This is a genomic window from Rothia nasimurium (assembly GCF_004569295.1).
Classification (GTDB): domain Bacteria; phylum Actinomycetota; class Actinomycetes; order Actinomycetales; family Micrococcaceae; genus Rothia; species Rothia nasimurium_B.
On sequence record NZ_SPQC01000023.1, the window covers coordinates 10331 to 36450 of the forward strand.

The 26120-nt window shown below is 55.3% G+C and carries 19 protein-coding genes and 1 pseudogene; 7 read left to right on the forward strand and 13 right to left on the reverse strand.

Translation table 11 applies throughout. From position 1 onward, the window contains the following. Positions 1–5 precede the first annotated feature (5 nt). The 4 genes from casA to E4U03_RS07375 all read right to left on the reverse strand — a co-directional run bounded on the left by casA (position 6) and on the right by E4U03_RS07375 (position 6938). Positions 6–1664 carry a type I-E CRISPR-associated protein Cse1/CasA gene (gene casA / locus E4U03_RS07360; protein ID WP_135012909.1) on the reverse strand — a complete coding sequence of 553 codons (1659 nt, stop codon included), beginning with the start codon at positions 1662–1664 and terminating at the stop codon, positions 6–8. Beyond that, on the reverse strand, positions 1645–4533 hold the full coding sequence (gene cas3, locus E4U03_RS07365) for a CRISPR-associated helicase Cas3' (RefSeq protein ID WP_135012910.1): 2889 nt from the start codon (positions 4531–4533) through the stop codon (positions 1645–1647). Before cas3 ends, casA begins: the two co-directional genes overlap by 20 nt. 383 nt (positions 4534–4916) lie before the next feature. Beyond that, the gene (locus E4U03_RS07370; RefSeq protein ID WP_135012911.1) at positions 4917–5420 is read right to left on the reverse strand and encodes a CoA-binding protein; all 504 of its coding nucleotides are present in this window, start codon (positions 5418–5420) and stop codon (positions 4917–4919) included. Between the two features lie 3 nt (positions 5421–5423). After that, entirely contained in the window at positions 5424–6938 is a 1515-nt protein-coding gene (locus E4U03_RS07375) for an O-acetylhomoserine aminocarboxypropyltransferase/cysteine synthase family protein (protein WP_135012912.1), read from the reverse strand. A 233-nt stretch (positions 6939–7171) separates the two neighbouring features. On the opposite strand from E4U03_RS07375, the gene E4U03_RS07380 reads away from it, so the two are divergent. After that, the gene (locus E4U03_RS07380) at positions 7172–7798 is read left to right on the forward strand and encodes a DedA family protein (RefSeq protein ID WP_245207691.1); all 627 of its coding nucleotides are present in this window, start codon (positions 7172–7174) and stop codon (positions 7796–7798) included. Between the two features lie 88 nt (positions 7799–7886). Here the strand turns inward: E4U03_RS07380 and E4U03_RS07385 are convergent, their stop codons facing one another. Both E4U03_RS07385 and E4U03_RS07390 read right to left on the reverse strand, forming a co-directional pair. Then, positions 7887–9083, reverse strand: coding sequence for an RNase H family protein (locus E4U03_RS07385; RefSeq protein WP_135012913.1), 1197 nt, complete (start codon positions 9081–9083; stop codon positions 7887–7889). 360 nt (positions 9084–9443) lie between these two features. After that, complete coding sequence (locus tag E4U03_RS07390; protein WP_135012914.1) at positions 9444–10472, reverse strand: ornithine cyclodeaminase; 1029 nt, start codon at positions 10470–10472, stop codon at positions 9444–9446. 147 nt (positions 10473–10619) lie between these two features. Here E4U03_RS07390 and E4U03_RS13755 point away from each other — a divergent pair, with 147 nt between their 5' ends. Continuing rightward, the gene (locus E4U03_RS13755) at positions 10620–11054 is read left to right on the forward strand and encodes an Lrp/AsnC family transcriptional regulator (protein ID WP_416220621.1); all 435 of its coding nucleotides are present in this window, start codon (positions 10620–10622) and stop codon (positions 11052–11054) included. A 62-nt stretch (positions 11055–11116) separates the two neighbouring features. Here the strand turns inward: E4U03_RS13755 and E4U03_RS07400 are convergent, their stop codons facing one another. After that, positions 11117–12661 carry an amino acid permease gene (locus tag E4U03_RS07400; protein WP_135012916.1) on the reverse strand — a complete coding sequence of 515 codons (1545 nt, stop codon included), beginning with the start codon at positions 12659–12661 and terminating at the stop codon, positions 11117–11119. A 379-nt stretch (positions 12662–13040) separates the two neighbouring features. On the opposite strand from E4U03_RS07400, the gene E4U03_RS07405 reads away from it, so the two are divergent. Both E4U03_RS07405 and E4U03_RS07410 read left to right on the forward strand, forming a co-directional pair. After that, entirely contained in the window at positions 13041–13478 is a 438-nt protein-coding gene (locus E4U03_RS07405; RefSeq protein WP_167752355.1) for a LytTR family DNA-binding domain-containing protein, read from the forward strand. 16 nt (positions 13479–13494) lie between these two features. Beyond that, on the forward strand, positions 13495–13941 hold the full coding sequence (locus tag E4U03_RS07410) for a DUF3021 domain-containing protein (protein ID WP_135012918.1): 447 nt from the start codon (positions 13495–13497) through the stop codon (positions 13939–13941). A gap of 73 nt (positions 13942–14014) precedes the next feature. Here E4U03_RS07410 and ilvD read toward each other — a convergent pair whose 3' ends face one another. Continuing rightward, positions 14015–15853, reverse strand: a complete 1839-nt coding sequence (gene ilvD / locus E4U03_RS07415) for a dihydroxy-acid dehydratase (RefSeq protein ID WP_135012919.1) — start codon at positions 15851–15853, stop codon at positions 14015–14017. 310 nt (positions 15854–16163) lie between these two features. On the opposite strand from ilvD, the gene E4U03_RS07420 reads away from it, so the two are divergent. Then, positions 16164–17369 carry a cobalamin-independent methionine synthase II family protein gene (locus E4U03_RS07420; RefSeq protein WP_135012920.1) on the forward strand — a complete coding sequence of 402 codons (1206 nt, stop codon included), beginning with the start codon at positions 16164–16166 and terminating at the stop codon, positions 17367–17369. A gap of 11 nt (positions 17370–17380) precedes the next feature. On the opposite strand, the pseudogene E4U03_RS07425 reads toward E4U03_RS07420, so the two are convergent. Continuing rightward, positions 17381–18511, reverse strand: a pseudogene (locus E4U03_RS07425) (amino acid permease); the annotation flags it as partial. A gap of 404 nt (positions 18512–18915) precedes the next feature. On the opposite strand from E4U03_RS07425, the gene treR reads away from it, so the two are divergent. Together treR and E4U03_RS07435 are read left to right on the forward strand one after the other, a co-directional pair. Continuing rightward, positions 18916–19650, forward strand: a complete 735-nt coding sequence (gene treR / locus E4U03_RS07430) for a trehalose operon repressor (protein WP_135012921.1) — start codon at positions 18916–18918, stop codon at positions 19648–19650. A 164-nt stretch (positions 19651–19814) separates the two neighbouring features. Continuing rightward, a complete protein-coding gene (locus E4U03_RS07435; RefSeq protein ID WP_135012922.1) occupies positions 19815–21476 on the forward strand; it encodes an alpha,alpha-phosphotrehalase in 1662 nt (553 codons plus the stop codon). An 80-nt stretch (positions 21477–21556) separates the two neighbouring features. On the opposite strand, the gene rbsK is transcribed toward E4U03_RS07435, so the two are convergent. The 4 genes from rbsK to E4U03_RS07455 form a co-directional block, all read right to left on the reverse strand. Beyond that, positions 21557–22474 carry a ribokinase gene (gene rbsK / locus E4U03_RS07440; RefSeq protein ID WP_135012923.1) on the reverse strand — a complete coding sequence of 306 codons (918 nt, stop codon included), beginning with the start codon at positions 22472–22474 and terminating at the stop codon, positions 21557–21559. 5 nt (positions 22475–22479) lie between these two features. Beyond that, complete coding sequence (locus tag E4U03_RS07445; protein WP_135012924.1) at positions 22480–23532, reverse strand: aldose 1-epimerase family protein; 1053 nt, start codon at positions 23530–23532, stop codon at positions 22480–22482. A 2-nt stretch (positions 23533–23534) separates the two neighbouring features. Then, entirely contained in the window at positions 23535–24902 is a 1368-nt protein-coding gene (fucP, locus tag E4U03_RS07450; RefSeq protein WP_135012925.1) for an L-fucose:H+ symporter permease, read from the reverse strand. Positions 24903–25131: 229 nt separating this feature from the next. Next, positions 25132–26088: a sugar-binding transcriptional regulator gene (locus E4U03_RS07455; protein ID WP_135012926.1), complete on the reverse strand. Its 957-nt coding sequence runs from the start codon at positions 26086–26088 to the stop codon at positions 25132–25134. Positions 26089–26120: the final 32 nt, after the last annotated feature.

A 26120-nucleotide genomic window follows, 5' to 3' on the forward strand; every position in this document is an offset into this window, starting at 1 on the left:
CCTTTCTATGAGGCATTTTCATTAGCCGGTATTCTTTCAAGGGTTTTCTTGAGAGACTTTCTAAGACGGTTAAAAGCTGTTGCGGTATTCAAAACTCGGGGCTTCTCAGAGCTTGTATCAAGCCTGCCAATCAGAGCCTTTGAACCTGCTCCCTGAGCTAACCTAATGGCTTCATCTCCGATAATTTTTTCAACGGTATCGCACCATTCGTTAAGTTTTTGAGCTAAATCAGTATCGGGAGTGACGGTCAGGAGCCAGTCTTTGAATCTAGTTTCAAGTTTATTGAGGGCACTTTCAGTCGCTGAAGGAACGAAAGCGTACGTCCCACCTGCAGCTTCTGCCAAGAAACCGGCGAACTGCCCCAAGTTGATAGACGCCTCGACAGCTCGTCGAGCGGCCTGAACGATTCGGTCAGAGGACGGAGAATCTCTAGCTATCAGGGTACGGAGCTTGAACAGAACGACCTCATGAATTGAATTGGTAATAATCGAAGATTGAGGGCCATACACAAACCCAACAAGTTCTACTCGGACTTCTTGGTCTGCGTTAACCAGACGATTTTCTTTGAGCACTTGTAGAGAGTGCAAGGTTGCTGGGATTTTGTCTGGTTCCCCGCCTTTTGGTATTTCTTGAAGTCGCTCATCAGCTAGGAGCGCCTCAATACCTTTCCAAAGGGTGCGTTCTTCAGGGTGGCTTTTAGCAAAAAATACCGGAGCTCCCTTCTTGGACTGGACCTTGCTGTAACGATAACCGGTCATGGGATCTGCAAACTGATTTCTGATTTCAATTTTGTCGCCATTGGTGACCAGTACGCCGATGGCAACTTCCTCAACATCGTCCCAGAAAAGTCGGACGCGGCGGGATTGCCAGGTCAGTACATCGCAAGGCCCAGTCGGAAACTCGCTAGTGCGAGGAGCAGCGGTTGCAGGTTCCCTCTCCCAGACAGGGAGGTCCCCATCTAGGTTCTCTTCGGTGAAGATAAAACTTGCGGGAGTATTAAGCAGAAGAGTTTGAGCAAGGTTGGATCCGTGAACAACGACTCCACCGGTGAAACCAGCCCAGCCTGTTCCAATGGGATACCCTTTACCGCTCCCAGCTTTGACGCGGGGGTCGCCCACAGCACCAGGCTTAATGCCTGAGTAATCCCAAGCCTGGATTGAAATCAACCAACGGGCGGTCTCTCCAGGAGAAAGAGCCTGAATTCCATTTCCAGCCCGCATGGTGAAGTAATCAGTCTCTGCTTCAGGGATGATGCGCTGGATAGGAGCATGTTCACCCTTGGCAGTAGCCAAGTCAGCTACCTGCATGAAGGGAGCACGATCATCGAGCAAATCAAACCGGTCTCGATATTGAGTCAGATAATCAAACACAGGCTCAGAAATAATTTCAGCCCCACCTTGCACAAGGTCTTCCCACCAGTCTAGGAAGTCCTCGCACTCCTGTACGTCTTCGGTGGCAGCGTGAGCCCTCCAGAAGATAGCAATAAGAATACGGAGTATAGCGTAATCCTGCTGGGGAGAGTCACCTGCCAAGCACTTAATATCCTCAAGTTCTTTAAACACTTCTGTAAGTGAAAGACAGCGGTTTGACCCATCAGCCATAAGGCATTGAACCCAGGGCTTGTCCACCAGGTTAAAGCTCAGTTCAGTTGCCGTTGAACTCATGGTTCTCCTTTCTATAGGTCGGTTTATTTAGGAGCTCTAAACCGAGTTCCTGACTGTACCGCAGCCGAAAACCGGCTAACTCAGTTTCAAAATTTTCATCAAGAGTTACTTGTAGAAGCCCCTTAAGCAAAGGCGATTTCTGCCAAGCTAAATCGGTTGCCTGTTCTAACTGATCTAACACTTCATCGAGTAGCCAAGACCGTGACAGCTGGTAGGGCAACCGCACCGTACACTGAGCTAAAAGATAGGCTGTATCTGCATCAGGGGTGAGCCCCACCGGCAAAGCCGGGGACTCGCCGTCTTCAACCAGCCAAGGTAAGGGAGCATAATACCCATCGCCTACCTTCTGTACGAGCACTACTTCAAGGGTGGGCTCAGTATCACGTACTTGAGCAGCGCCTTCCTCATCCGATAGATCGCCACTCTGAGCAGCCCATACTTCTGAGAATTCACGGACGCTCCGTGACAGCTCCGCTCTGAAGCTTTCAGATTTCTTCCGTGCAGTTTCTAACTCGCTATCAAGCTGTTGCCGGGCCCGCTGATAAGTGTCCTCCCAAGCTGGTAAGACATGAGAGCTGGAATAGACAGCCTCGACCAGAGAAGGAATCTCACTAGGAACTTTGAGGACTCTCTCCACGCCCACATGAAGTGAAAGCTCACTGCATGTAGGTAGCAAGAGAGCTGCCTGATAGACAGCATCCACACCAGGTGCAAAGACCGGGCTAGAGTCTTCTGTTGGGAGTTCCTGCATACCCCGTACATACAGACGAGGCTCTTGAGCCCATTGCGGTCTATCTTCAGGCAAACGTTGGTGACGGTGCAGTCGTCCTAGTCTCTGCAGGATTAAATCAATTGGCGCAATATCTGTCACCATACAGTCAAAGTCTAAATCCAAAGATTGTTCGACCACCTGGGTTGCCACCACAATTCTGCGGTCAGGACGTCCCTGTCCTAGTGAAGCTCCGGGACCCAGCTCCTGTACCAGGTGGCTCTCCCTTTGAACACGTTCCACTGCCATATAGCGAGAGTGCAATAGATAGGCATCATCCCCTACCTGCTGTTGGGCGAGCTGATAGGCAGCCTGAGCCCGGTCAACAGTGTTACAGATGACTAACAAACACCCTCCGCCCTCACGTACCTGCCCCATCAGCTGTTCGAGCGAAGCGTCATCATCAGCCATGGGTTCCACCGTGTAGGTAGTACTACGAGAGCTCGCCTCAACCTCGTACACGTCAATTGAATTAGCTGCCACCGCAGTAATGACGGGGTAAGCAATGCCGGCCGAAGGAACAGCCTCAGCTGAAGTTCGTTTCCCTCTCAGCCCGGACTGGTACGCCACAGCTAATTTAGCTTTGGTTTCGTGGGGCAGAGTTGCCGAGAGCAGAACGACCGGAGCGCCGTAACTTCCCAGCCAGCGCAGGGCGGTCTCCATATAGTGATTCATATAAGCGCCGTAGGAGTGGACCTCATCAATGACTACGACTTTTCCTGCAAGACCGAGGTGGCGTAGCATCAGATGTTTACTCTGCAGAGCCATCATGAGGACCTGATCCACGGTAGCCACAACCAGACTTGAGAGAATCCCCTGCTTACGGCCTCTGAACCACTGGTGAGCAATAACCTGGGAATGATTGTGAGCAGAATGTTGATCCTCATCATCGAGGTTATAACGGGCGTATCGCCCCATAGAAGTGTAGAAAGGGTTAAGCTGATTCTTCGAGTGCCCCAGATACATCGAGATCACCGGTGAATTATGCGACTGCTCTGCCCACCTTTTTATACGGGTAAAAAGGGCATCAGTAGTTGCCATAGTGGGAGCCCCAAAAAAGATGCCGCTACAACCATTGAGATGAGCTAGTTTTTCAGCAGCTACCAAAGCGGCTTCTGTTTTCCCCTCCCCCATAGGAGCTTCAATAATAAGCATAGAGGGCGGGTTCTCTAAGTTAAGTACTTCAATAACAGCTTCCTGCACTGGCCTGGGTGAGCTAGTTGCATCCCACAAAAATTTAGCAGCATAAATTTCTCCAGGTGTTCGGTAGGAAAAATCTTCAGACTTCCAGCTTGGGGGGAGCCTGAGCTTGGAAGTAGCAGACTCAAAACGCGCACGCTGGTCACCTGGTGCAAAGAGACCCAACGGGAAATAATTAGCGTTGGATGCAATCCAGTCCGCCATAATGACCACGCCTGCCAGAATCATTTTGGCGTTGTCTTTAAGCTTGGTTCGCTGACTTAGAAGCTTGATAATTGCCGGTTCAGCCTGAGTGAGCTCAAGAATTTTGCTCAGAAGTTCGTTATGAACTATCGCCCACCCATCCGACAGATTATCAACTTCGCGCTTTGCATTTTTGCGATGGTCACCACCTGCGGGGAGACCATGGTGGGCCCCTAAAATTTGACCTAGATGGGATAACGTGCGGTAGCTGCTCTGACCAAATTTTTCATCGAAGAACTGAGCCAAAATAATGTAGCTCGCTGCAGAGTGTGGGGACCACTGATCTGAAGGTACTGCGGAAGGCAAGCTCAACCCCGTTGCACGTATCTGGTCAGCCAGGAAACTGTAGCGAGATGATTCGTTGAGCTGACTTGCGAAAGAGTGACTAGCTTTGCCTACGTCGTGGGATCCGCACAGGAAAGCTACAAATCGCTGGCAATCTTCATTGGATAAACCAAGCTGTCTCTGAATAAAGCTACGGTGATTTTCTGAAAGGTAGTGGCTCCACAGGTAGGCTCCGGCCTGGGCAGAATCCATCATGTGCTGGGGCAGGTTAAGCCAGTCAGTGCTCTGGTCGTCAGATCGGTCAGTCTTGGCCCAGAGACTAGCGGCTTGCGGACTCCAGCTAGGGAAATCACCTGTAAAAAGTTGCTTCATCGTCAACCTTCTCTACTTGGAAGATTCCTTCAAATACTTAAGTCGTCTAGTTCAGATTAACAACCCCACCCTAAACTGTCAACTAGTAATTATAAAAATATATGCAATTAAAATCCCCCTCAGCCAAAGCTGAGGGGGACTAGCCTCATACAGATGAGGAACGACTATCTAGTTATAACTACTAGGGCTCATCTCCAAACTTCTTTGAAGATCAGTCTCACGAAGCCCTCATCCTATTTCACCAGCTTTTTCGTGAAGGTGCTACCTACTGGAGCAACTGCAGACAGCCCTGTTCCTTGCCTCTACCCCTCCAGAAAAGACCAGTTAAACCAGAAATGACCACCTACTAGGCGGTCATTTCTGACTTAGATGGTACCTAGTGCCTAGGCCAGCACCTGCCGCTTTGACGAAATCACGCCGGTCACGAACCCGGCCAGGTGCAGGCCGCCGTGGAAGCGGGCGTGCTCAATCTTCACGCACCGGTCCATCACCACGTTCAGCCCGGCGTCCTCACCCAGACGCGCAGCCTCCTCATTCCAGGAGCCCAACTGCATCCACACCGTCTTCGCGCCCACCTCGATGGCCTCCTGAACCACACCAGGCAGGTCCTCGTTGCGGCGGAAAATCTCCACCAGGTCAGGGGCCTCAGGCAGATCAGCCAGCGACGCATACACCTTCTGCCCCAGCACCTCCTTACCCTTAGCCGCCAAAATCGGGTTCACAAAATACAGGGTGTAGGGGCTCGACGACTGCAAATACGTCGCCACAAAATACGAAGACCGCGAAATCTTGTCAGACATACCCACAATCGCAATGGACTTCGTCTCGTGCAAAATCTTCAGTCGCTCCGGCGCGCTGGGGCCTTCCCAGGTACGAATCTCAGTCACGGCTTAGGCCTCCTTCTTGGGTGCAGGAATTTCGCAGGCGGGCGCGGACGCCGGTGCGGACGTCCCAGCCCCCTCACGCGCTGCGCGCTCGGCAGCGTGGGCGGCTGCGTCCGCCTCCAGTGCCTCCTTCTGGGCAGCTGCCTCAGCTTCGGCAGCTTCGCGGCGGGCCACCAGCTCGTCCGCACTGGCGGTACCGACGACCTCACCGGCATGGTTGCGGCCAGAAGCAATGGTCAGGGCCTGGTCCAGGTCCCAGATAATGTCGACGGCATCTTCCAGGCCCACCGAAATACGAATCAGGTCTTCGCCCACGCCACCGGCTGCCAGCTGTTCAGCAGTCAGCTGCTGGTGGGTAGTTGAGGCGGGGTGCAGAATCAGGGTGCGGGCATCGCCAATGTTAGCCAGGTGCGATGCCAGCTGCAGGTTCTTGATGAACTCGGCACCCACGTCGCGTCCGCCCGCCTTCTCGGTGCCGGCAACGCCGAAGGAGAAGACCGACCCAACACCCAGCGGCAGCAGCTTCTGCGCCCGCTCGTAGTGGGGGTGCTCCGGCAGGCCGGCGTAGTTAACGTAGGAGATGCGGGCGTCCTCGTTTAGCCAGGCGACGACATCCTTGGCATTGGCCAGGTGGGCGTCCATGCGCTGGGGCAGGGTCTCAACACCCTGCAACAGATTGAAAGCTGCCTGGGCTGAGAGGGAGGGGCCGAAGTCACGCAGCTGCTCCGAACGCAGCTTGGTGAGGAAGCCGTACTCACCGAAGTTACCCCACCAGGAGATATTGTTGTACGAGGGAATCGGCTCGGTCATGGTGGGGAACTTGCCGTTGCCCCAGTTAAAACGACCCGACTCGACCACCACGCCACCCAGAGTGGTACCGTGACCGCCCAGGAACTTGGTAACGGAGTGAATCACGATGTCAGCGCCGTGTTCGATGGGGCGAACCAGGTAGGGGGTAGACAGGGTAGCGTCGACGACCAGGGGAATGTCGTTCTCGTGGGCAACGCGAGCCAGACCCTCAAGGTCAGCAACCTGGCCCGAGGGGTTAGCCACGATTTCAGTGTAGATAGCCTTGGTTTCGGGGCGGATTGCGGCGGCAAAATCGGCCGGGTCGGTACCGTCCACAAAGGTAGTGTTAATGCCGAAACGACGCAGGGAAACATCCAGCTGGGTGATAGTGCCGCCGTAGAGGTTAGACGAAGCAACAATATGATCACCACTCTGGCACAGCGCCGCAAAAGTAATGAACTCAGCAGCCATACCCGAGGCAGTCGCTACCGCACCAATACCGCCTTCCAGCGAAGCAATGCGCTCTTCCAGAGCCGCCACGGTCGGGTTGCCCAGACGAGAATAAATGTTGCCGTACTTCTGCAGGGCAAAAAGGTTGGCGGCGTCATCCGCGTCCTTAAAAACAAAGGAGGTGGACTGGTAAATCGGAACCGCGCGAGCGCCGTGCTCAGCGTCGGGGGTGCCGCCCGCGTGCAGGGCGCGGGTGCGGAAGCCAAAAGTATGCTCAGCCATGGACTCTCCTGATCGATAGGCCTAGTTCTCTACCCTCCATAGTCGCCCATGCCCGCGCGGCGGCGGTAACTTATTTCACGGTGTGAACAGGTTACGCAGCATTACTATAACGTGACCAAAACCCCCAGCCTCTCTACAAGCTAGCTCATAGCAAAACACAGGGTTCTACGAGAGAATAGAGAAAGTTTTGTCACCGGGCCGTTGCCCACATTTATACAGAAGAAAGGGCACTCGTGCTCCAGAACATTATCGACTGGGTTATCTCAATCATGGAGGCCATCGGCTCACCCGGTGTTGGCCTGGCTGTTTTCCTTGAAAACGTCTTCCCGCCGATTCCCTCCGAGGTTATTCTGCCCCTGGCTGGCTTCACCGCCTCGCAGGGCTCCATGAACGTGGTCGCCGCCTTCATCTGGGCGACCATTGGCTCCTTGGCTGGCGCCTACTTCCTCTACTACCTGGGTGCCGCTATCGGCGCCAACCGCCTACGCAAGATCGCAGCCTGGATGTGGCTGGTCAAGGTTGAGGACGTCGACGCCGCTCTGGCCTGGTTCGACAAGTACGGCAAGGCCTCCATCCTAATCGGCCGCGTTATCCCCGGTATTCGTTCGCTGATTTCGATTCCCGCCGGTATCGACCGCATGAACCCGCTGACCTTCGGCTTCTACACCCTCATCGGCTCATCCGTCTGGAACGCCCTGCTCATCTACTGCGGCTGGATTCTCGGCGAAAACTGGGCCGCCGTTGAAGGCATCATCAACCAGTACTCCAAGGTTGTATACGCCCTAGTAGCCCTGGCTCTCGTGGCTGCCTTCCTCTGGCTGCTGCGCCGCGCCCGCCAGGAAAAGCGCGACGTAGCCTAGCGGCGGGCGTCCGCACGGCTTAAGCTGAGCCCCGCGCCAGCACCTACTCCCCTTTGAGGGGTAGGGCGTCCTACAGGCAGCAGCCCCGCTACTTCCACAGACGATTGCGGGCGTGCACCACCGACGGGCGAATCTGAATCCAGTCGCCGCAGGGCAGGCGCAGAGCCTTCTCACACCCAGACAGGGCAGTAATAATCGACTCGCAGCGCTGGTTGAACTCGGAGACATGCCCCTTATCCACAATCTGCCCGGGGAAGTGCCGATGCATCTTCGACACAGAATCCGACGACTCCTGCAACCCGTGCCCGGTATGCCCCGGGATATGTTTAACCAGCACCCGGCGCTCCCGAATGGCCTCGGTCAGCCGCTCCATCTCGTCCAGAACCTGCTGGTTCTGCACACCCTCGGTAGCCCAGGTGTTATACACCCAGCGGTTGTGCGCCAGGCGCAGCACAAAGGTCAGCGCCCCCAGCGAATCGGTGTGAATAATCAGCTGGCGACCACCGTGATAGAAGATATTAAAAGCAGCCAACATGGCCGAGAGCTCCCCGGTCATAATGTTCGTTGCATCGTAGTGGGCATGGAAGAAGAAGCCGTCTTCGCTCACCCCGCCGATGCCCATGCGTCCGCCCTTTAAATACTTCTTATTGTTCGTTGACCTGTACGAACAGTCGGTAAAGACGCTGTACTCCACCAGCTTCTCAACCGGCAGCTGGGCGGTGTTCTTCTCAAACTCGTGGTGGGCCAGGCGCGAAGCCTCGTCCATGAAGTGGGGCATGAGCTCCCCCGCGGGGGTGCCGATCAGCTTCACGTGAATCTCCCCCAGCGAGTGCGACTCGTAGGGGTTCATCACCTTATCAATAGAGCGGTACTCCAGAAAGTCGCGGAAGGCCGTGAACTTGCGGAAGAGCAGCTTCAGGTAGTGCTTATCGGCGGTCACGGTGATGAGGTTGGTCTTGTAACCCTCGGGGATAGCCTCCATCGCGGCCAAAATGGCGCGCCCGAGCATGTCGGTGTGCACGGTGTCGCAGGGGTCCATGAGGCTGTGGGTCAGGGATTCGGCGATAGGCTCACTCTCAATCACCTCACGCTCGCCGTTTTCACGCGAGATAAGGGCGAAGGACGTCAGCCCCACATGGCAGTCACCGGCGGCTCGCACCTGGTCCATGACCACCACAATCACTGCCACGCCCTGCTCGGTGAACCCTGCCGGGTAAGAGCTGGTGTAGTCCGGCGGTTCCCAGGTCAGCTCACATTTTTTGATATGTGCAGGCGTAATTTCCACATTATTCATCTCCTAAGGGGTGTCTATAGTTGTTTTGCTTACTCTTTAAAGCTATACCAACTCAGCGTCGTTTTGCCAACAGGTGAGGGGCATCGGGGCCCTCTTCACTCTCTCGGTGAACGCCCACCAGCTTCGCGGAGCGTCCACCCCGCACGTAAGCACTGCGCGAGTCTGGTAAGCACTCGCGGAGCGGACGAGCGGACGGACGCCGAAACAGCCCGGCAGGAGACAAACCGGGCAGGGCTACAGAACCCCACATACAGGGACGCCCGCCCCGGCTTACGTAAGCCGGGGCGGGCGTCCTTTGAAGTAGTACTCACCCTATCCAAGATTTATAGAGTACGGCTAATCTAGGCTTGATTAACCTACGGGCTTGAGCAATCCGACGAGTGAAAATAGGTCTTTGGGATCCTCAGGATCAGCAATAAGTTCAATGTAATCCTGCAAATCGCTATCTTTAGTCCAGTCACGCACACACCGCAAGGCAGAGAAATCAGCAATTGCGAAACCAACTGAATCAAACAAAGTAATTTCTTCATCTGATGTGCGGCCTGGCTCAACTCCAGTGAGAACTTTCCAGAATTCAACTACAGGGAAGTCGTCCTCCACCTGCTGAACCTCACCCTCAACACGAGTCTGAGGCGGGAATTCTACAAATACAGTAGAATCACGGACAATTTGCTCTTCCAGCTCTGTCTTGCCGGGGCAGTCACCGCCAACCGCGTTCAGATGCACTCCTGGAGCTACCTGATCTCGCGTCAAAATTTTATTTTGTGCCTTATCCGCTGTACACGTAGTGATGATATCGGCTCCCTCCACAGCTTCATCGACCGAAGAAGCAACATGGATTCTAAACCCTAGAGGCTCCATGTTACGGCGGAACTTCTCCATAGCAGCAGGATCCGTATCGAAGATCCTCAAATCCTCAATTCCCATTGCAGCACGGAACCCTAGTGCCTGGAATTCCGACTGCGACCCGCTGCCAATCATCGCCATAGTATGAGAGTCGGGTCGTGCAAGTTTTCTTGCCACCATAGCTGAGGTAGCTGCCGTCCGCAAAGCAGTTAGCAATGTCATTTCTGCGATAAATGTAGGGTAGCCATTATCGACATCAGCTAACATGCCGTATGCGGTGACAGTCTGAAAGCCTCGGGCTGGGTTGGAAGGGTGTCCATTGACATACTTAAACGAGTACTCTTCACCATCAGAAGTCGGCATCAGTTCGATGACGCCAAACGGTGTATGGCTAGCCACACGGGCAATTTTGTCGAACTTCTCCCATCTCGTGAAGTCACGTTCGATGTAGCCAATCATGGTATCGATAATCTTTTCAACACTCTCACGCTGAATCCAGCGTGCCATATTAGTGACGTTAACAAACTGAACCATACAGTGCTCTCTTCATTGAGGATGGACTAGATACAAACCTGTGACAAGCACAACAGTACAAGGGGTTACTGTGACCTAAAAGTAAAAAATTGATCTATTTTCTACCCAAGAAGAGCAAATTGCGTACACAGAACTAACATTATGACTATGAGACCTTTGAGTGACCTAGAATCTAAACTCATCGCTGAGCTACGTATCAATGGACGAGCTTCTATATCTCGCCTTGCTGAAACCCTTGGTGTGACGCGGGCTACCGTTACGAAGAAGATGGATGCTCTCGAGAGTGAGGGCATCATTGTTGGCTACACCGTACGAACCACAACAGATAGTCACCCCGGTGAAGTACACGCTATTTCCATGGTTGCACTGGAACGCAAAAATGCCACCCAAGCCATCGCAGACTTACGCGGGATCCCCGAGGTTATGGCGTTACATACTACTAACGGCAGCTGGGACTTGGTTCTCGAAGTGACCTGCAGAAACCTAGCCGACTTCGATAGAGTCCTGCATCATATACGTTCTGTAACCGGAGTCGTAAATACTGAGTCTAGTCTGCTCCTTCGCACCATTAGTCGGCTGTAGAAGAAGGGCGCCCACACCGCATCGCGGCATGGGCGCCCTTCTTTCATATGTGAGACTCTGAGTTAGTCGTCTGAGGTAAGATCTCTGTGGATTTTCACGCTACCTTGTGTGCGTTGCAGATAAGCGTCGGTTCCCGGGCGATGAGCAACAATAGGGAAGTTACCGGTGTAGCCTTCTCGTACACGAGCAATCTCGTTAACCCGGTTACGTACAGCGAACCAACCTCCTACTAGCACAGGAACCAGTAGAATAAAGGAACCAAGAGTCCAGGTGCCCACCGGGTAATCTACGGCCATCAGCACAATCACAGCTGCCAAGAAGGCAAGGACCAACCAGTCGCTAACGGGCGACAGAGGAGCGCGGTATTCAGGGCGCTGGTATTTACCTTGCTTAGCTAGTTTGACGAATTTCATGTGCGAAAGAGTAATTGCAGCCCAACCCGCCATTGTTCCTAGAGCGCCCATATTCAGCACAATCTCAAAGGCCTGCTCTGGGACAACAAAGTTAAGGAATACGCCAGCAACCGCCACTCCTGCGGTGAGCACAATACCGCCAAAAGGTACACCGCTCTTAGTCAGTTTGCCCGCAAACAATGGAGCTGACCCTGCTTGAGACATGAAGTACATAATACGACCAGTTGAGTAGAGACCGGCATTCAGTGATGAAAGTGCCGCTGTAATAACCACTAACTGCATGATAGGGGCAGCATACTCAACACCAATCGACCCAAAGAAAGTTACGAATGGGGATTCACCAGCTGAGTAGGCGGTGTAGGGAAGCAGTAGACACAGTAGAAGCACAGAGCCAACGTAGAACACTGCAATACGCAGAATCACGGTGTTGATGGCTCGGGGAATGATTTTGCGAGCGTCCTTAGTCTCACCTGATGTAGTGCCCACCAGCTCAATACCTGCATAGGCAAAGACAACACCTTGAACCACAATCAAAGCAGGCAGTACCCCGTTAGGTATTAGACCTCCGTTATCGGTAATGAGTGAGAATCCGGTAACGCTACCTGTCGGAGTACCAAAAATCACCATATAGATACCCACCAGCATAAAAATTACAAGCGCGGCAATCTTGATTAGCGAGAACCAGAACTCCATCTCGCCAAAGACCTTCACCGAAACTAAGTTGAAGCAGAGTACAAAGCAGACCACGATGAGGGCCATGATCCACTGATCCACTCCCGCAATAAAGGAGCTGTATTGACCGAACCATTTGATATAAATGGCGATGGCAGTTGCATCCGCTACGGCAGTCATTGCCCAGTTGAGCCAGTACAACCACCCAGATACATAAGCGGCTTTCTCCCCGTAGAATTCGCGGGAGTACGAAACGAAGGAGCCTGATGAAGGTCGGTGAACAATCAGTTCACCCAGAGCACGCAAAATAAGATAGCCGAAAAAGCCACAAATTGCATAAAGAATAAATAGTGAGGGGCCAGCAGTTTCTAGTCGTGAGCCTGCGCCCAAGAAAAGACCTGTACCAATCGCGCTACCCATAGCAATCATTTGAAGCTGGCGGCGACCTAGGCCTTTGTGCAAGCCATCATCTTCGTGAGCGAAAGGATCTTCGGTCACGACTGAAGGTGTCTGTTGCGACATGACATCCCTTATCTGTGTAGTGAGGATTTCAAGTCACAGGTTTATCAATATGTAGGTTACACCACAAGCCTGCCAAAGGGAAACAGTCCAAGAAGAAAGCTTCAGCGGCTACCGGGGGGACCGCCCTCATACAGCGCCCGCGCAGGCTCATGTGAGCACTGCCCAAGTCTGGTAAGCACTCGCAAGGCAGACGGACCAGAGGAAGGCACCCCATAAGATAGCCTAGGCAGAAACTAGACCGAAGCATAAGGATGCCTCCATCTCATACCGCTTACCAGCCAGGTACTACCGCATGTCGCAAAAGTCTTGCTGGGGTTCCTGAGAATCCGTTTTACTAAGGATGTCAGCTCTAGTTATTCTCCCGATGGAAAGGGAAACCATGAAGTTCACGCTTACTCTTGATCGAAAATTCCAAGAAACCTGTGTTGATGTCACGGCCCCGGAACTCACTGCTGAGGTAGAAGAATTACAGAGCTATCTAACGAGCAAATCCCTAGTTCCCCTTCTGGCCTATACAAAGGGCGGCGCTGTGCCGTTGGAGTTAAAGCAAACTCTCCGGTTCTATACCTCAGATAAAAATGTCTATGCGCACACGATTCAGGGTGTATTGAACGTCAAGCTCCGTATGAAAGAGCTCGAAACCAGGTTGCCTACCAGCTTTATCAGAATCAATCAGGGCGAACTCATCAATATTCACTGGGTCGAACGCTTCGACGTTTCGTTCTCCACCACTATCGGCGTAGTGCTAAAAGACGGTACCCGATGTTTTGTTTCTAGACGTTCGCTAGCCAGAGTCAAACGGGCTCTCGGCCTTTAATCCACAGGAGAAAAAAATGATTCGCAAAATCGCTATTGGTGCTCTCATCGGGTTTGCAATTGGTTGCACTATGGAGCTTTTACTTTCAGCTTTCGCCGGCAACTCCTATATCCCGGGAGTTACTAGTTACCTCAATCAATTCGATAACCAGAATATCGCTGTGCTCATACAACGCCTTATCTATTCCGGGCTAGGCACCATTCAGTATTGTGCAGCGGCGGGCCTCTATAAAAGGGAAAGCTGGCCGTTGCCTCTCACATCCCTGGTGCACGCCCTTATTGTGCTTACCAGTGTCTTACTCGCTGGTGCTTATCTGCACTGGTTTCCATTGACTCTCTCTGCTTTTGCGGGGTTTTTGCTTCAGGCGCTGGTGATATATGCCCTAGTTTGGGTCGTATCCTTCGGCATAGCGGTGAGCGAAACTCGCAAAGTTAACGCCGCTTTAGGTAAAGCAAACGCTTAAACACAAGGACGCCCTGCCCCGGCTTACGTAAGCCGGGGCAGGGCGTCCTTACCCGAGGTTAAAGGAGCGCGGTTTACTCGGGGACGATGCGCACGGCGCCCTTGTCGGCACTGGTGACCATGGAGGCGTAGGCGCGCAGGGCGCTGGAGACCTGGCGTTCGCGGGGCTTAGTGGGCTTCCAGGGGGCAGGGCCCTTCTTGGCGCGACGCTCGGCCAGCACCTCGTCGGAGACGTTCACACGCAGGATGCGGTTGTGAACATCGATCTCAATCTCATCCCCGTGCTCAATCAGGCCCACGGCGCCACCGGCGGCAGCCTCGGGGGAAATGTGGCCGATGGAGATACCGGAGGTGCCGCCCGAGAAGCGTCCGTCGGTAATCAGGGCACACTTCTTACCCAGGCCCAGGCCCTTGAGATAGGAGGTGGGGTAGAGCATTTCCTGCATGCCGGGGCCGCCCTTGGGGCCCTCGTACTGGATGACGACGATGTCGCCCTCCTTCACGTTCTTCGACAGGATCTCGAAGACGGCCTCGTCCTGGGACTCCACCACGAAGGCCTTGCCGACGAAGTGGAAGAGCTCCTCATCGATACCGGCGCTCTTGATGATGGCACCGTCCTCGGCGATGTTGCCGTAGAGAACGGCCAGGCCACCGTCCTTGGTGTAGGCGTGCTCAACGGCGCGGATGCAGCCGTTTTCGGCGTCGGTTTCGTGACTCTCGTACTTGTTGGCGGCAGAGAAGGCCTGGGTGGTGCGGACGCCGCCGGGTGCAGCCAGGAAGAGCTCCTTGGCGGTGTCGGTGGCGGCGCCGGAGCGGATGTCCCAGTCAGACAGCCACTGTTCCAGGGAGCCGGAGTGCACAGAGTGGACATCGCGGTTCAGCAGACCGGCGCGGTCCAGCTCGCCGAGCAGGGCAGGAATACCGCCTGCGCGGTGCACGTGCTCGATGTGGTACTTGGTGGAGTTGGGGGCTACCTTGGCCAGGCAGGGCACCTTGCGGGAAATTGCGTCGATGTCGCGCAGTGTGAAGTCAACGCCGGCTTCGTGGGCAATCGCCAGAATATGTAGCACGGTGTTGGTGGAGCCGCCCATGGCAACGTCCAGGGCCATGGCGTTCTCGAAGGCGTCCTTGGTGGCGATGGAGCGGGGCAGCACGCTCTCGTCGTCCTGCTCATAGTAGCGCTTGGCCAGCTCAACAATCTTAGTGCCCGCTTCGAGGAAGAGCTGCTTACGGGCAACCTGGGTGGCCAGGGTGGTGCCGTTGCCGGGCAGGGCCAGGCCAATTGCCTCGTTGAGGCAGTTCATGGAGTTAGCGGTGAACATACCGGCGCAGGAGCCACAGGTGGGGCAGGCGTTCTTCTCGACCTGGGCCAGGGCGTCGTCGCTGACGCTGTCGTCCACGGCCGTGACCATGGCGTCCACCAGGTCGAGGCGGTGCTCAACAACGCCCTCAATACCTTCGCCGGATTCCATAGGGCCGCCGGAGACGAAAATGACGGGGATGTTCAGGCGCATCGCCGCCAGGAGCATACCGGGGGTGATCTTGTCGCAGTTCGAGATACAGACCAGGGCATCAGCGCGGTGGGCGTTGACCATGTACTCCACGGAGTCGGCGATCAGGTCGCGGGAGGGCAGGGAGTAGAGCATGCCGTCGTGGCCCATGGCGATACCGTCGTCCACGGCGATGGTGTTGAACTCCTTGGCTACACCGCCGGCTTCGCGGATAGCCCCGGCGACCAGCTCACCCATGTTTTTGAGGTGCACGTGGCCGGGCACGAACTGGGTGAAGGAGTTGGCGATGGCGATGATGGGCTTGCCGAAGTCGTCGTCGCCCATGCCGGTGGCGCGCCAGAGGGCGCGGGCGCCAGCCATGTTTCTACCGTGGGTGGATGTACGCGAGCGCAGTTCAGGCATCGATAGCTCCCAAGAAAGTTTGTGGTTGGAGGTTTGGGTATTAGTCTACGCCTGTCGGTGCGGTAGTCCACAGAGTGGAAAGCGGGGTTCTCATATAGTGAAGATAGGGGCGAACAGTCCCGTCCCCTTTGGGTGAGGCAGGAGCTCATGACGGGAGTATGACGCGCAGCCGTCACTGTAGTTCATTTTTGAAATGTGCCGTCTTAGACCGAAAAGAGTTTGGGGGCTTACCGGGTGCGGGTGTTAGCTGGAGTCAAGACCGCTGACGCAGGCAGCCTCTACAACCGTAGGACCAACCCAGGAGCACATAATGCCCATCAACACCGACCGTATCCTGACCACCCACGTCGGCTCCCTGCCCCGCAGCGAGCGCCTAATTCGCGCTAACGCCGTCCGCCGCGACGGTAGCATCGACGAGGCAGACTTCCAGAAGATTCTGACCGAAGAAACCCAGGCGGTCGTTGACCGCCAGGTAGAAATCGGCATCGACATTGTGAATGACGGTGAGTACGGGCATGCCATGAGTCAGGCCGTGGATTACGGCGCCTGGTGGCACTACTCCTTTGCCCGCACCGGTGGCCTAAAGCTGCTGACCGAGGGCAACCCCGCCAACGAGGTACACCGTTCTGAGCCGGGCAAGCTCAAGTACACCAGCTTTGCTGACCGCCGCGACTGGACCCGTTTTCAGGACTTCTACACCGCGGAGCTCGACCTGGGCAACGACCCCGACCGCAGTTTCCCTGTTACCGTTGCCCCGCTGACCTACCAGGGTCAGGACGAGGTGGGGCGGGACGTCCGCAACCTGGCGGCTGCCACCGAGGACAAGGGGGTACACAGTGCTTTTGTTGCCGCCCTGTCACCCGGGTCAGCGGCCCGCGTGGGTAACCTCTACTACCCCACCGATAAGGAGCACATCTACGCCTGGGCCGACGTGCTGAAGGAGGAGTACAAGGCCATCACCGATGCCGGCTTTACCCTGCAAATCGACGACCCTTCGGTGGCTGAGGGCTGGGACCAGATTAACCCCGAGCCCAGCGTCAGCGACTACCTTGACTTTATTCAGGTGGCAGTTGATGCCCTTAACTACGCACTTGAGGATATCCCGACCGAGCAGACCCGCTTCCACCTGTGCTGGGGTTCCTGGCACGGGCCGCACAGCACCGACCTGGAGTTCAAGCACCTGGCCGATACCCTGCTGTCAATTGACGCCGCCGGCTACACCTTTGAGGCTGCCAACGCTCGCCACGCCTATGAGTGGAAGGTCTGGGAGAACCTGGAGCTGCCCGAGGGCAAGTACGTGATTCCCGGCGTCGTGTCGCACTCGACCAACCTGATTGAGCACCCCGAGCTGGTGGCCCAGCGCATTGAGCAGTTTGCTCAGGTGGTGGGCAAGGAGAACGTGGTGGCGTCAACCGACTGCGGTCTGGGCGGACGCCTACACCCCGACCTTGCCTGGGCCAAGCTGGAGTCGCTGGCCACAGGCGCCCGCATCGCCAGCGAGCGCCTGTTCGGCTAGCCGCCTGGCGCCTACCGGTTCTTGAAGTATTCGGTGACCTGGCGGTCAGCGACTACGGGGCTAAGGCCTGTGTAGCCCTGGCGTTCTGCGGCGATCCGGCGGATATTGGTGCGGCAGGCGAACCAGCCCAGCACCATGAGCGGGATAATCACAATGAGGGACGCCAGGGTGTAGGTGCCCACGGGGTAGTCGAAGCCGATGAGTACCAGCACGCCTGCGAGGAAGGCCAGTATGATCCAGTCGGTGACGGGTGCCCCGGGCATGCGGTAGGCGGGGCGGGTGTATACGCCCTGCTTAACCAGTTTGAGGAACTTGATATGGCACAGGGCGATGGTGGCCCAGGCGGCGATAATGCCGATGGAGGCCAGGTTGAGCACGATCTCGAAGGCCTGTGAGGGCACAAAGTAGTTGAGGACGACGCCAATCAGGGCTACCCGCTGCGGTCATGAGAATACCGCCGTAGGGTACGCCGCTCTTGGTCATGCGTAGGGCAAAGCGGGGGTGCGGAGCCCGCTGCTGCCATGGAGTGCAGGATGCGGCCGGTGGAGTAGAGACCCGCGTTGAGCGATGACATGGCGGCGGTGATAACGACCAGTTCCATGATGGGCGCGGCGTAGTCTACGCCGACAGAGCCAAAGAAGGTGACCGTCGGCCGAATAAGCGGTGTGGGGTAGCAGCAGGGTAAGCAGTACCACGGAGCCCACGTAGAAGAGGGCGATTCGCCAGATGACGGTGTTGATGGCCTTGGGAATCACCTTGCGGGCATCCTTGGTTTCGCCCGAGGTGGTACCCACGAGCTCAATGGAAGCGTAGGCGAAGATGACGCCCTGCATAATCACCAGGGTGGGCATGATGCCGTAGGGGAAGATACCGCCGTTGTCAGAGATTAGGCTGAAACCCACTTCGCTGCCGGTGGGGGTGCCGAAGATGACGAAGAAGGTACCGACCACCAGGAAGATAACCAGGGCGGCAACCTTGATGAGGGCGAACCAGAATTCCATTTCGCCAAAGACCTTGACCGAAATAAGGTTGAGGGCCACCACGGTGACGAGCACGAGCAGGGCGATCTGCCACTACTGGATACCGGCAATGAAGGTGCTGTACTGGCCGAATCACTTGACGTAGATGGCAATAGCGGTGGCAGATCAAGCACGAAGCAGGTCATTCTTTTCGTGTGAACAGGTTTATAGTAGTGATTTTTTGGCGCTCTTGTAGAGCGTAGCCCCGGCAGGGGTAGGATGGCGTGAAAAAGCGGTTGCGTTCTCACTATTCGGGCAGGCGGACGCCGGTGGGCTGTTTTCCGGGTGCGGCAGGTGCGTTTCGCACCACATCTTTTGGTTGAGGTGCTCTCGCTAACCGGTGTTTTCGCAGGCCAGAGAGCGCCCCGATTGCTTAAAACCTGCACGTGAGCGGCCTGACCAGCGTGTGACACACATTTACATGTGTGTCTCTCGCAAACACCCCATGCGAGTCCTAGACTATAGGGAAACACAATCACCGTGTGAAACTCTCACTCCATCTCGCACCTGTTACATAGGGGAACCAAATGGGAAAGTTTGAACGCATCTACCACGACCTGGCTCGTGACATTGATGAAGGCAAGTACGGCGTGGGCGACCTGCTGCCCAGCGAAAAGAAGCTGACCGAAAAGTACAACGTCTCTCGTGAGACCGCCCGCAAGGCTCTGGCTATTTTGACCGACCGCGGCTACATTCAGCGCATCATGGGTAAGGGCTCCCTGGTTATCGACCACAAGCGTTACTCGATCCCCGTGTCTTCTCTGGTGAGCTACAAGGAGTTTGCCGAGTCAGCCAGTCGCGACACCCAGACCGAACTGGTTGAACTGGAAGACACCCTGCTACCCCACGTACCCTTCCAGGCCCTGACCGACGGTTCAGTTGAGCAGGTTCCCGTCACCCACATCATGCGTGTGCGCCACATGGACGGTGCCCCCGCCATCATCGACCACGACTACATCATCAAGAGCGTGGTTCCCGAGATTCCCCGCGAGGTCGCCGAGGACTCCCTCTACCACTACTTCGAGGGCGAGCTGGGCCTGAGCATCGTGTCATCAGCCAAGCAGATCACTATCGAACAGGCAACCCCCAACGATGCCAAGTACCTAAACCTGCACGCTGGCGAATACGTTGCAGTGACCACCTCAATCACCGTACTTGAGGACGGCACCGCCTTCCAGTACACCATCTCCCGCCACCGCGCCGATAAGTTCCGTTACCTGGACTTCGCGCACCGCCGCCAGGAAATTCCGGTTTCTGAATAAAGTTCCAAATCGGCTGTAATACAGACTGAAGAACCTGTTAGACAGGTAAGGTTAAGGAGCGTACCCCGCTTTGATGGGGTGCGCTTCTTTTCTTTTACCCCGACCCCCACCCACCACCGGGCGCACCTACCCCAGCACCGGTGTCCTACCCTTTGGAGCACACCATGAGCTTTCACGATAAGGTCATCTACCAGGTCTACCCCAAGTCCTTCTACGATTCGAGCGGCAACGGCATAGGCGACCTGCGGGGCATCATCGAGAAGGTCCCCTACATTGCCTCACTGGGCGTGGATATGGTCTGGTTCAACCCCTTCTTTGTCTCACCGCAGAACGATAACGGCTACGACATCGCCAACTACTACGAGGTCGACCCAGAGATGGGCACCATGGAGGACGCCGAAGAGCTGATTGCTGCCTTGGGGCGAGAGGGCATTGGGGTTATGTTCGATATGGTGCTCAACCACGTCTCTACCGAGCACGAGTGGTTCCAGCGGGCACTGGCCGGGGAGAAAGAGTACCAGGACTTCTTCTACCTGCGCCCGGCGCAGGCGGACGGCTCCCTGCCGACCAACTGGGAGTCCAAGTTTGGCGGCCCCTGCTGGTCACAGTTTGGCGATACCGGCCTCTACTACATGCACCTCTACGACGTGACCCAGGCAGACCTCAACTGGCACAACCCCAAGGTACGCGAAGAGCTCTTCAAGGTGGTCAATTTCTGGAAGGACAAGGGCGTTCGCGGCTTCCGCTTCGATGTGCTCAACGTGATTGGCAAGGCCGAGGATCTGCGGGACGCCGCCCCCGGCGAAAACGACAAGCTAATCTACACCGACACCGACCGCGTGCACCCATGGGTGCAGGAGCTGCACCGGGCCACCTTTGGCGATACCAAGGGCATCGTGACCGTGGGCGAGATGTCGTCCACCACCATCGACAGCAGCGTGCGCTACACCAACCCGGCCAATGAAGAGCTGGACATGGTCTTCTCTTTCCACCATCTCAAGGTGGACTACAACGGGTCCGAGAAGTGGTCTGACGTGCCCTTTGACTTCATGGCGCTCAAGGGCCTGCTGACCGACTGGGCAGTCGGCATCCAAGCAGGGGGCGGCTGGCAGGCGTCCTTCTGGAACAACCACGACCAGCCGCGCGCTATCAACCGCTTTGGCGATGTTGAGCGCTACCACGCTGAGTCCGCCACCATGCTCGCTGCCGCCGTACACCTGACCCGCGGCACCCCCTACATCTACCAGGGCGAAGAAATCGGCATGGTTGACCCGGTCTACTCGTCGATGGCTGACTACGTGGACGTTGAATCCCACAACGCCTTTGATATTCTGCGGGAGCGCGGCGTGGGCGAGGACGAAGCCTTCCGTATTGTCACTAAGAAGTCCCGCGACAACTCCCGCACCCCTATGCAGTGGGACGCCTCTGAGTTCGCCGGCTTCTCTCAGGTGAAGCCCTGGCTGATGCCCACCTCGCAGGCCGAGATTAACGTTGAGCGCGAAGAGGCGGAGGGCGTCATTCTGCCCTTCTACCGGGAGCTGGTGCGCCTGCGCCACGAGATGCCCCTGATTGCTGAGGGGTCCTATGAGCCTTTTGCCCGGGAGCACGAGAGCGTCTACGGTTTTGTGCGCGAGCACGAGGGCCAGCGCCTGCTGGTGCTCTGCAATTTCTACGGCAAGGACGCCGCCGTGCAGCTGCCCGCGGAGTTCGCGGCGGGGTCAGTGCTCCTGTGTAATTACAAGAATGAGCCCGTGCTGGCGGACGCCGCTGACGCGGGCGCCATTACCCTGCGACCCTATGAGGCGATAGCGGTGCTGGCTGGCTAGCGACGACCAAGATAAAACGCCCCCACCGACGCTACCCGCACACCGGGCTCAGAGCAGATGGGGGCGTTTACCGCTACTTCTTAGAAAATATGGGCGAACCTCTGGTGGAAGTCCTCACCGGTCGTGTATGACTTCTGAGTACCCTGGCGGGTCACTGAGTCACCGGCATAGTAGTTTGCCAAACGCAGGGACTCTGCAATATCGCCATTCTTCACCCAGTAATGGCTGAAGCACCCAATAAATGCATCCCCCGCGCCGGTGGTATCAACGGCATCAACGGCATTCCCTTCAATGAGCTTCTCGCCCTCTGCAGAAACCCACAGAACTCCGCGTGCACCGAGGGTAACAATCACGTTCTTGATACCAGAATCAAGCAGTACACCAGCAGCATTAGAAATATCGTCAAGCGTATCAACGGGCATACCCGATAGCAGAGACAGTTCGGTCTCGTTAGGGACGATGAACTCTACTGAGCGAGCCCGTTCCAGTGAAAGCTCAGGGGCAGCCGGAGCGGGGTTAAGCAAGACGGGAATGCCCAGCTCCTTCCCCAGATCAACCGCCGCATAAACAGTCTCAAGGTTGATTTCAAGCTGCAACACTATCAGTTTGCATCGGGCGATATCCTCACGAGCTGCCTGAAGATCTTCAGGGGTCAACAGAGCGTTGGCACCCTTGACGATGATGATGGAGTTACGAGACTGCTGATCAACAAAAATCGGTGCAACCCCGCTGGTTGCGTCCGTCCGCAGAATGTACTTATCGCTCATGCCGTTGGCTTTGAAGTTGGCGATGGTGTTATCTGCAAAAAGATCATTACCCACGCGGGTCACCATGAGCACTTCGGAGCCTAAGCGGGAAGCTGCAACAGCCTGGTTAGCGCCCTTACCGCCACACCCCAGTTGGAAATCTGGTGCTTCAATGGTCTCACCTTCCTGGGGCATACGGGTGATGTAGGAAATCAGGTCAACATTGTTTGAACCGATGACTGCGATATCCATGGGTATTACTCCTTCGCCTGGGTCTGCGTTTCTGCTGCTGAAAGCAAACCAGTTTCTACTTCAAAGATGCGTTCTTCACCGGGAGAGAGGTGAATGAGGGTTCCCGCAGCGTCTGCCGCCAGATAGCCTTCAGGTCGAGACGTTCCCGGCAAGACGAAAGCCGCAACCGTCTGGTCAGGGTTATGCAAAATCCACCGTGTAGCAACGGGGAACTGATCCGTTGAGAACCTGGTAATAAAGGCAGTGCCGTCCGGGTGTGTGAGGGTGAACTGAGCGTCCTTGACCTGCTGGTCAAGAGCGTCAGCGAAGTACACAATCTCAGGGTCAAACGCTTCTGCACCCACCAGGGAGTCAGCATCATGCTCCCCTGAAAGAATGCTGTCATTGATCTTTTCCCACGCAGGAGTGGGGGTGACGTGAGCGGGTACGGTGCGGCGTAGCTGAAAGGAGTCTGCGGCGAGATTATCGCTCATCGTACCGCCGGGGACGAAAGCGTAGTTCATGTGGCACATGTACTGCAGGGGCATGGGTGCGTAGGCTGAAAGGTTCTTGACCTTCAGGCCAATGGTCAGCAAGCCGGATGACGCGGTGACGGTTACGGAGGGCGAGGCCAGGTAATGGTGACCAAAGCCCATGACGTATTCGCGGTGCGACCGCACCGTGAGTGCCCCATGATCTTCTATGATAAGTTCTGCTGAGTCCATCGGTGCGCAGGGAAATTCACCGTGGAGGGGGTGAGTATCCTCGGGTGCGGGGCATCCAGCGGCGAGTAGACCCGAGTGGAAGGCAAAACAACCGTAGGTCTCAACAATTGTTGAGGCAGGCTGAGGCTGGTTGAACATGTTCTTCATGCGTAGGCTGGTCCCATCGAACTCGGCGTCCCAGATAATCTGCCCCATGAAGGGGAGCACTTCAACGAAACCACGAGAGTTTGCCAGGGTGAGTGATTGTACTCCGGAGGGATAGGTCAACGCGCTGACGGCAAATTCATCGTTCTGAAGAACCGTTGTTTTCTCGCTGGTGAAGAGGCTGTGATGGAGAGGAATAATCGTGCTCATTGTTATGCCTTCTTAGACTGACGGTAAAGGCCCCAGAAGTAGAGAGCCATAACCAAGAAGCAGAGAATGTTGATTGAGAAACTGATAGACATTGATCCAGTGAGGTCTGAAATCAGACCCTGGACAACGGGGATGACGGCACCGCCGATGATAGCCATGACGATGATAGCTCCGCCAGTTTCGGTAAAGCGCTTATCTTCAATGGTATCCAGGGTGCGCACATAAATTGTTGCCCATCCGGGGCCAAGCAAACCGGAAGCCAAAACCGCTGCCCACACTGCGGTGATGTTGGGGACGAAAACGACATAGGTTAGCGCTCCAACACCGATGAGGGAGTAAATAATTAGGACGAGGTCTTCATTCATTTTGGTGATGAGGAAGTTCGCGATGAACTTACCGATAAAGAAGGCCACGTAGGCAGCAAGCAGGTAGTTGGTAGCGGCACGCTCGTTGAGGGAATCATCAAGGGTGAGCGCCAGTCGGATGGTGAAAGACCACAGGGCAGTCTGCAGGCCGACGTACATGAACTGAGCGAAGATACCTGCGAGGAAGTCTTTCTTCTGTAAGAGATAGCGCAGGGTTTCACCTAAACCAGCTGATTTTTCGTGGTTGCTAGCATCAAGCGGTTTGCTGGAAGGGTACTGAGTAATCGCGATAAGCAGTAACAGCACGATAAGGACACAGATAATCCAGCGATAAGGTTCTAGTGTGCGTTGCAGAAGCTGCTCGGTGAGTTGCTGGGCTGCTACCGGATCTAAACCTTTAAGTTGGTCTTCTAATGAAGCTCCTTCTGTGAAGATAAGATACTTACCCATAAGGGCACCAGCAAAGAAACCTATAGGGGTGAAAGTCTGAGAAATATTCAGACGCAGAGTTGCTGTTTTCTTTGGGCCAATCATGGAGGAGTAGGTGTTAGCAGAAGTCTCCAAGAAAGACAGACCGATAGCAACAGCGAAAAGAGAGGCAAGGAAGACGGAGTAAGTCGCTGCTTGTGAAGCAGGGAAAAACAGTAGGCAACCAAGAATGTAAATCGTGAGGCCGATGAGCAGTCCGGCCTTGTAGCTTAAACGACGAATAACCCGTGATGCGGGGATAGCGATGACGAAGTAGCCACCGTAGAAAGCAGATTGCACAAAAGCAGTTGCAAAGTCTGAAAGAGTAAAAATGTGCTTGAACTGGGCAATAAGAATATCGTTCAGACTAGCTGCTGCACCCCACATAGGGAAGCAGATAGAAAGCAGGACGTACTGGAAAATTGGGGTGCGGTCCAGGTATCCGTTGCGCAGCTGCCGTGCGGAGTCTTTAATAATTCCCCAAGAGGTGTTGGATACGCCGCGTTCTTCAACATGGGTAGGGTTTTCAACGTTCATCTTAGCTGTCCCCTCCCCGGTAGAGTGAGGGCTTCCTAGAGGGGAAAGAAGGAATCAAGGTGATGTGGAAAATAAAGGGTGACACCATCGTCATAACAACTCCTTTGTCAGTTCTGATGAGACAAATATAAGTTGCCCTGCACCCCGCACCACGGGATTATCATTACATATGTTCCATTTTTATAGCATTTATACCGCGATGGAACATTTGTAACCTTTTGCGTGGAGGTTACATCTTAAGTAGCTGCTGTGCAGTCTGGACATCCGTCACCAGCCTATTCGCGTAACCGTAGGTTACCGCCACGTGGACGGCACGAATTTTTTCAGGCCCGCCCGCAACAAGGATTTTCTGTTCCGTATGACGCATATCAGGTAAAGAGATACCCAAGGTGCGGTTATTGAGCTCTGGAACGCACACCTGCCCCTTTTCGTTCAGGTAACGTGAGCAGATATCTCCCACCGATACCTGACGTAGATGCTCCTTTTCAGAGGGTGAGAGCAGCGGCGAACTGAAGAGGATTGAGCCCTGGTCAGTGGCTCCTACGCTATACACGGCAATGCGGCTTTCTGCGCCCAAACGCAAGACCTCGCTCACCCAAACATCACGTGACCGGCTCATTTTATCGCCAAACGTCGAGAACACAGCGGGTTCATCCATACTGTAAAGTTCAGCCGATAATGCTTCAGCAAACCGCTGGTACGTGTGAGCAATGTGCTGGCTGGCTGTACCATCCATAGCCTCACCCCGTAACTGAACAATCCTCACCCCGCTCACCTGTTGTGGAGTTAGCGCTTGAGCCATCTCAGCAATGGTGTGCGACCACGCTACACCGATGATATCCCCTTCTCGAACGAGCTCCTTAAGAAGCTGGGCTGCCGACCGCCCTAAAGCATGCCTCAAGTCCATCGGTCCGCGCCCTGCCACAGGGGCAAGCCTCACACCCAGAAGGCTATACTTCTTTCGTAGTTGCTCCGCCATTATCTGGTTATTATCACGTGGGTCAATCACAGTTGTCCGAATGAAACCGCGGTCTTTGGCATGGGTAAGCAACTTAGAAACCGTGGGACGGGCAATATGCAGATGCTGAGCAACTTCCTGCTGAGAAAGACCCCGCTCATGGTAGAGCCTCGCCACTTCCAAAGCGGATATGTCTCGGCGCGTCAGCCTATAGATGTCACGTTTCATACCGTCATTGTACGGGCATCACCGAGAACGAA

What these genes read in the sequence shown, in the direction of transcription:
- casA (WP_135012909.1), bottom strand. Translation starts at nt 1,664, where the DNA reads ATGAGTTCAACGGCAACTGAACTGAGCTTTAACCTGGTGGACAAGCCC.
- rbsK (WP_135012923.1), bottom strand. Translation starts at nt 22,474, where the DNA reads ATGGATATCGCAGTCATCGGTTCAAACAATGTTGACCTGATTTCCTAC.
- E4U03_RS07390 (WP_135012914.1), bottom strand. Translation starts at nt 10,472, where the DNA reads ATGGTTCAGTTTGTTAACGTCACTAATATGGCACGCTGGATTCAGCGT.
- E4U03_RS07455 (WP_135012926.1), bottom strand. Translation starts at nt 26,088, where the DNA reads ATGAAACGTGACATCTATAGGCTGACGCGCCGAGACATATCCGCTTTG.
- E4U03_RS07445 (WP_135012924.1), bottom strand. Translation starts at nt 23,532, where the DNA reads ATGAGCACGATTATTCCTCTCCATCACAGCCTCTTCACCAGCGAGAAA.
- cas3 (WP_135012910.1), bottom strand. Translation starts at nt 4,533, where the DNA reads ATGAAGCAACTTTTTACAGGTGATTTCCCTAGCTGGAGTCCGCAAGCC.
- E4U03_RS07410 (WP_135012918.1), top strand. Translation starts at nt 13,495, where the DNA reads ATGATTCGCAAAATCGCTATTGGTGCTCTCATCGGGTTTGCAATTGGT.
- ilvD (WP_135012919.1), bottom strand. Translation starts at nt 15,853, where the DNA reads ATGCCTGAACTGCGCTCGCGTACATCCACCCACGGTAGAAACATGGCT.
- E4U03_RS07375 (WP_135012912.1), bottom strand. Translation starts at nt 6,938, where the DNA reads ATGGCTGAGCATACTTTTGGCTTCCGCACCCGCGCCCTGCACGCGGGC.
- E4U03_RS07400 (WP_135012916.1), bottom strand. Translation starts at nt 12,661, where the DNA reads ATGTCGCAACAGACACCTTCAGTCGTGACCGAAGATCCTTTCGCTCAC.
- treR (WP_135012921.1), top strand. Translation starts at nt 18,916, where the DNA reads ATGGGAAAGTTTGAACGCATCTACCACGACCTGGCTCGTGACATTGAT.
- E4U03_RS07405 (WP_167752355.1), top strand. Translation starts at nt 13,041, where the DNA reads ATGAAGTTCACGCTTACTCTTGATCGAAAATTCCAAGAAACCTGTGTT.
- E4U03_RS07420 (WP_135012920.1), top strand. Translation starts at nt 16,164, where the DNA reads ATGCCCATCAACACCGACCGTATCCTGACCACCCACGTCGGCTCCCTG.
- fucP (WP_135012925.1), bottom strand. Translation starts at nt 24,902, where the DNA reads ATGAACGTTGAAAACCCTACCCATGTTGAAGAACGCGGCGTATCCAAC.
- E4U03_RS13755 (WP_416220621.1), top strand. Translation starts at nt 10,620, where the DNA reads ATGAGACCTTTGAGTGACCTAGAATCTAAACTCATCGCTGAGCTACGT.
- E4U03_RS07435 (WP_135012922.1), top strand. Translation starts at nt 19,815, where the DNA reads ATGAGCTTTCACGATAAGGTCATCTACCAGGTCTACCCCAAGTCCTTC.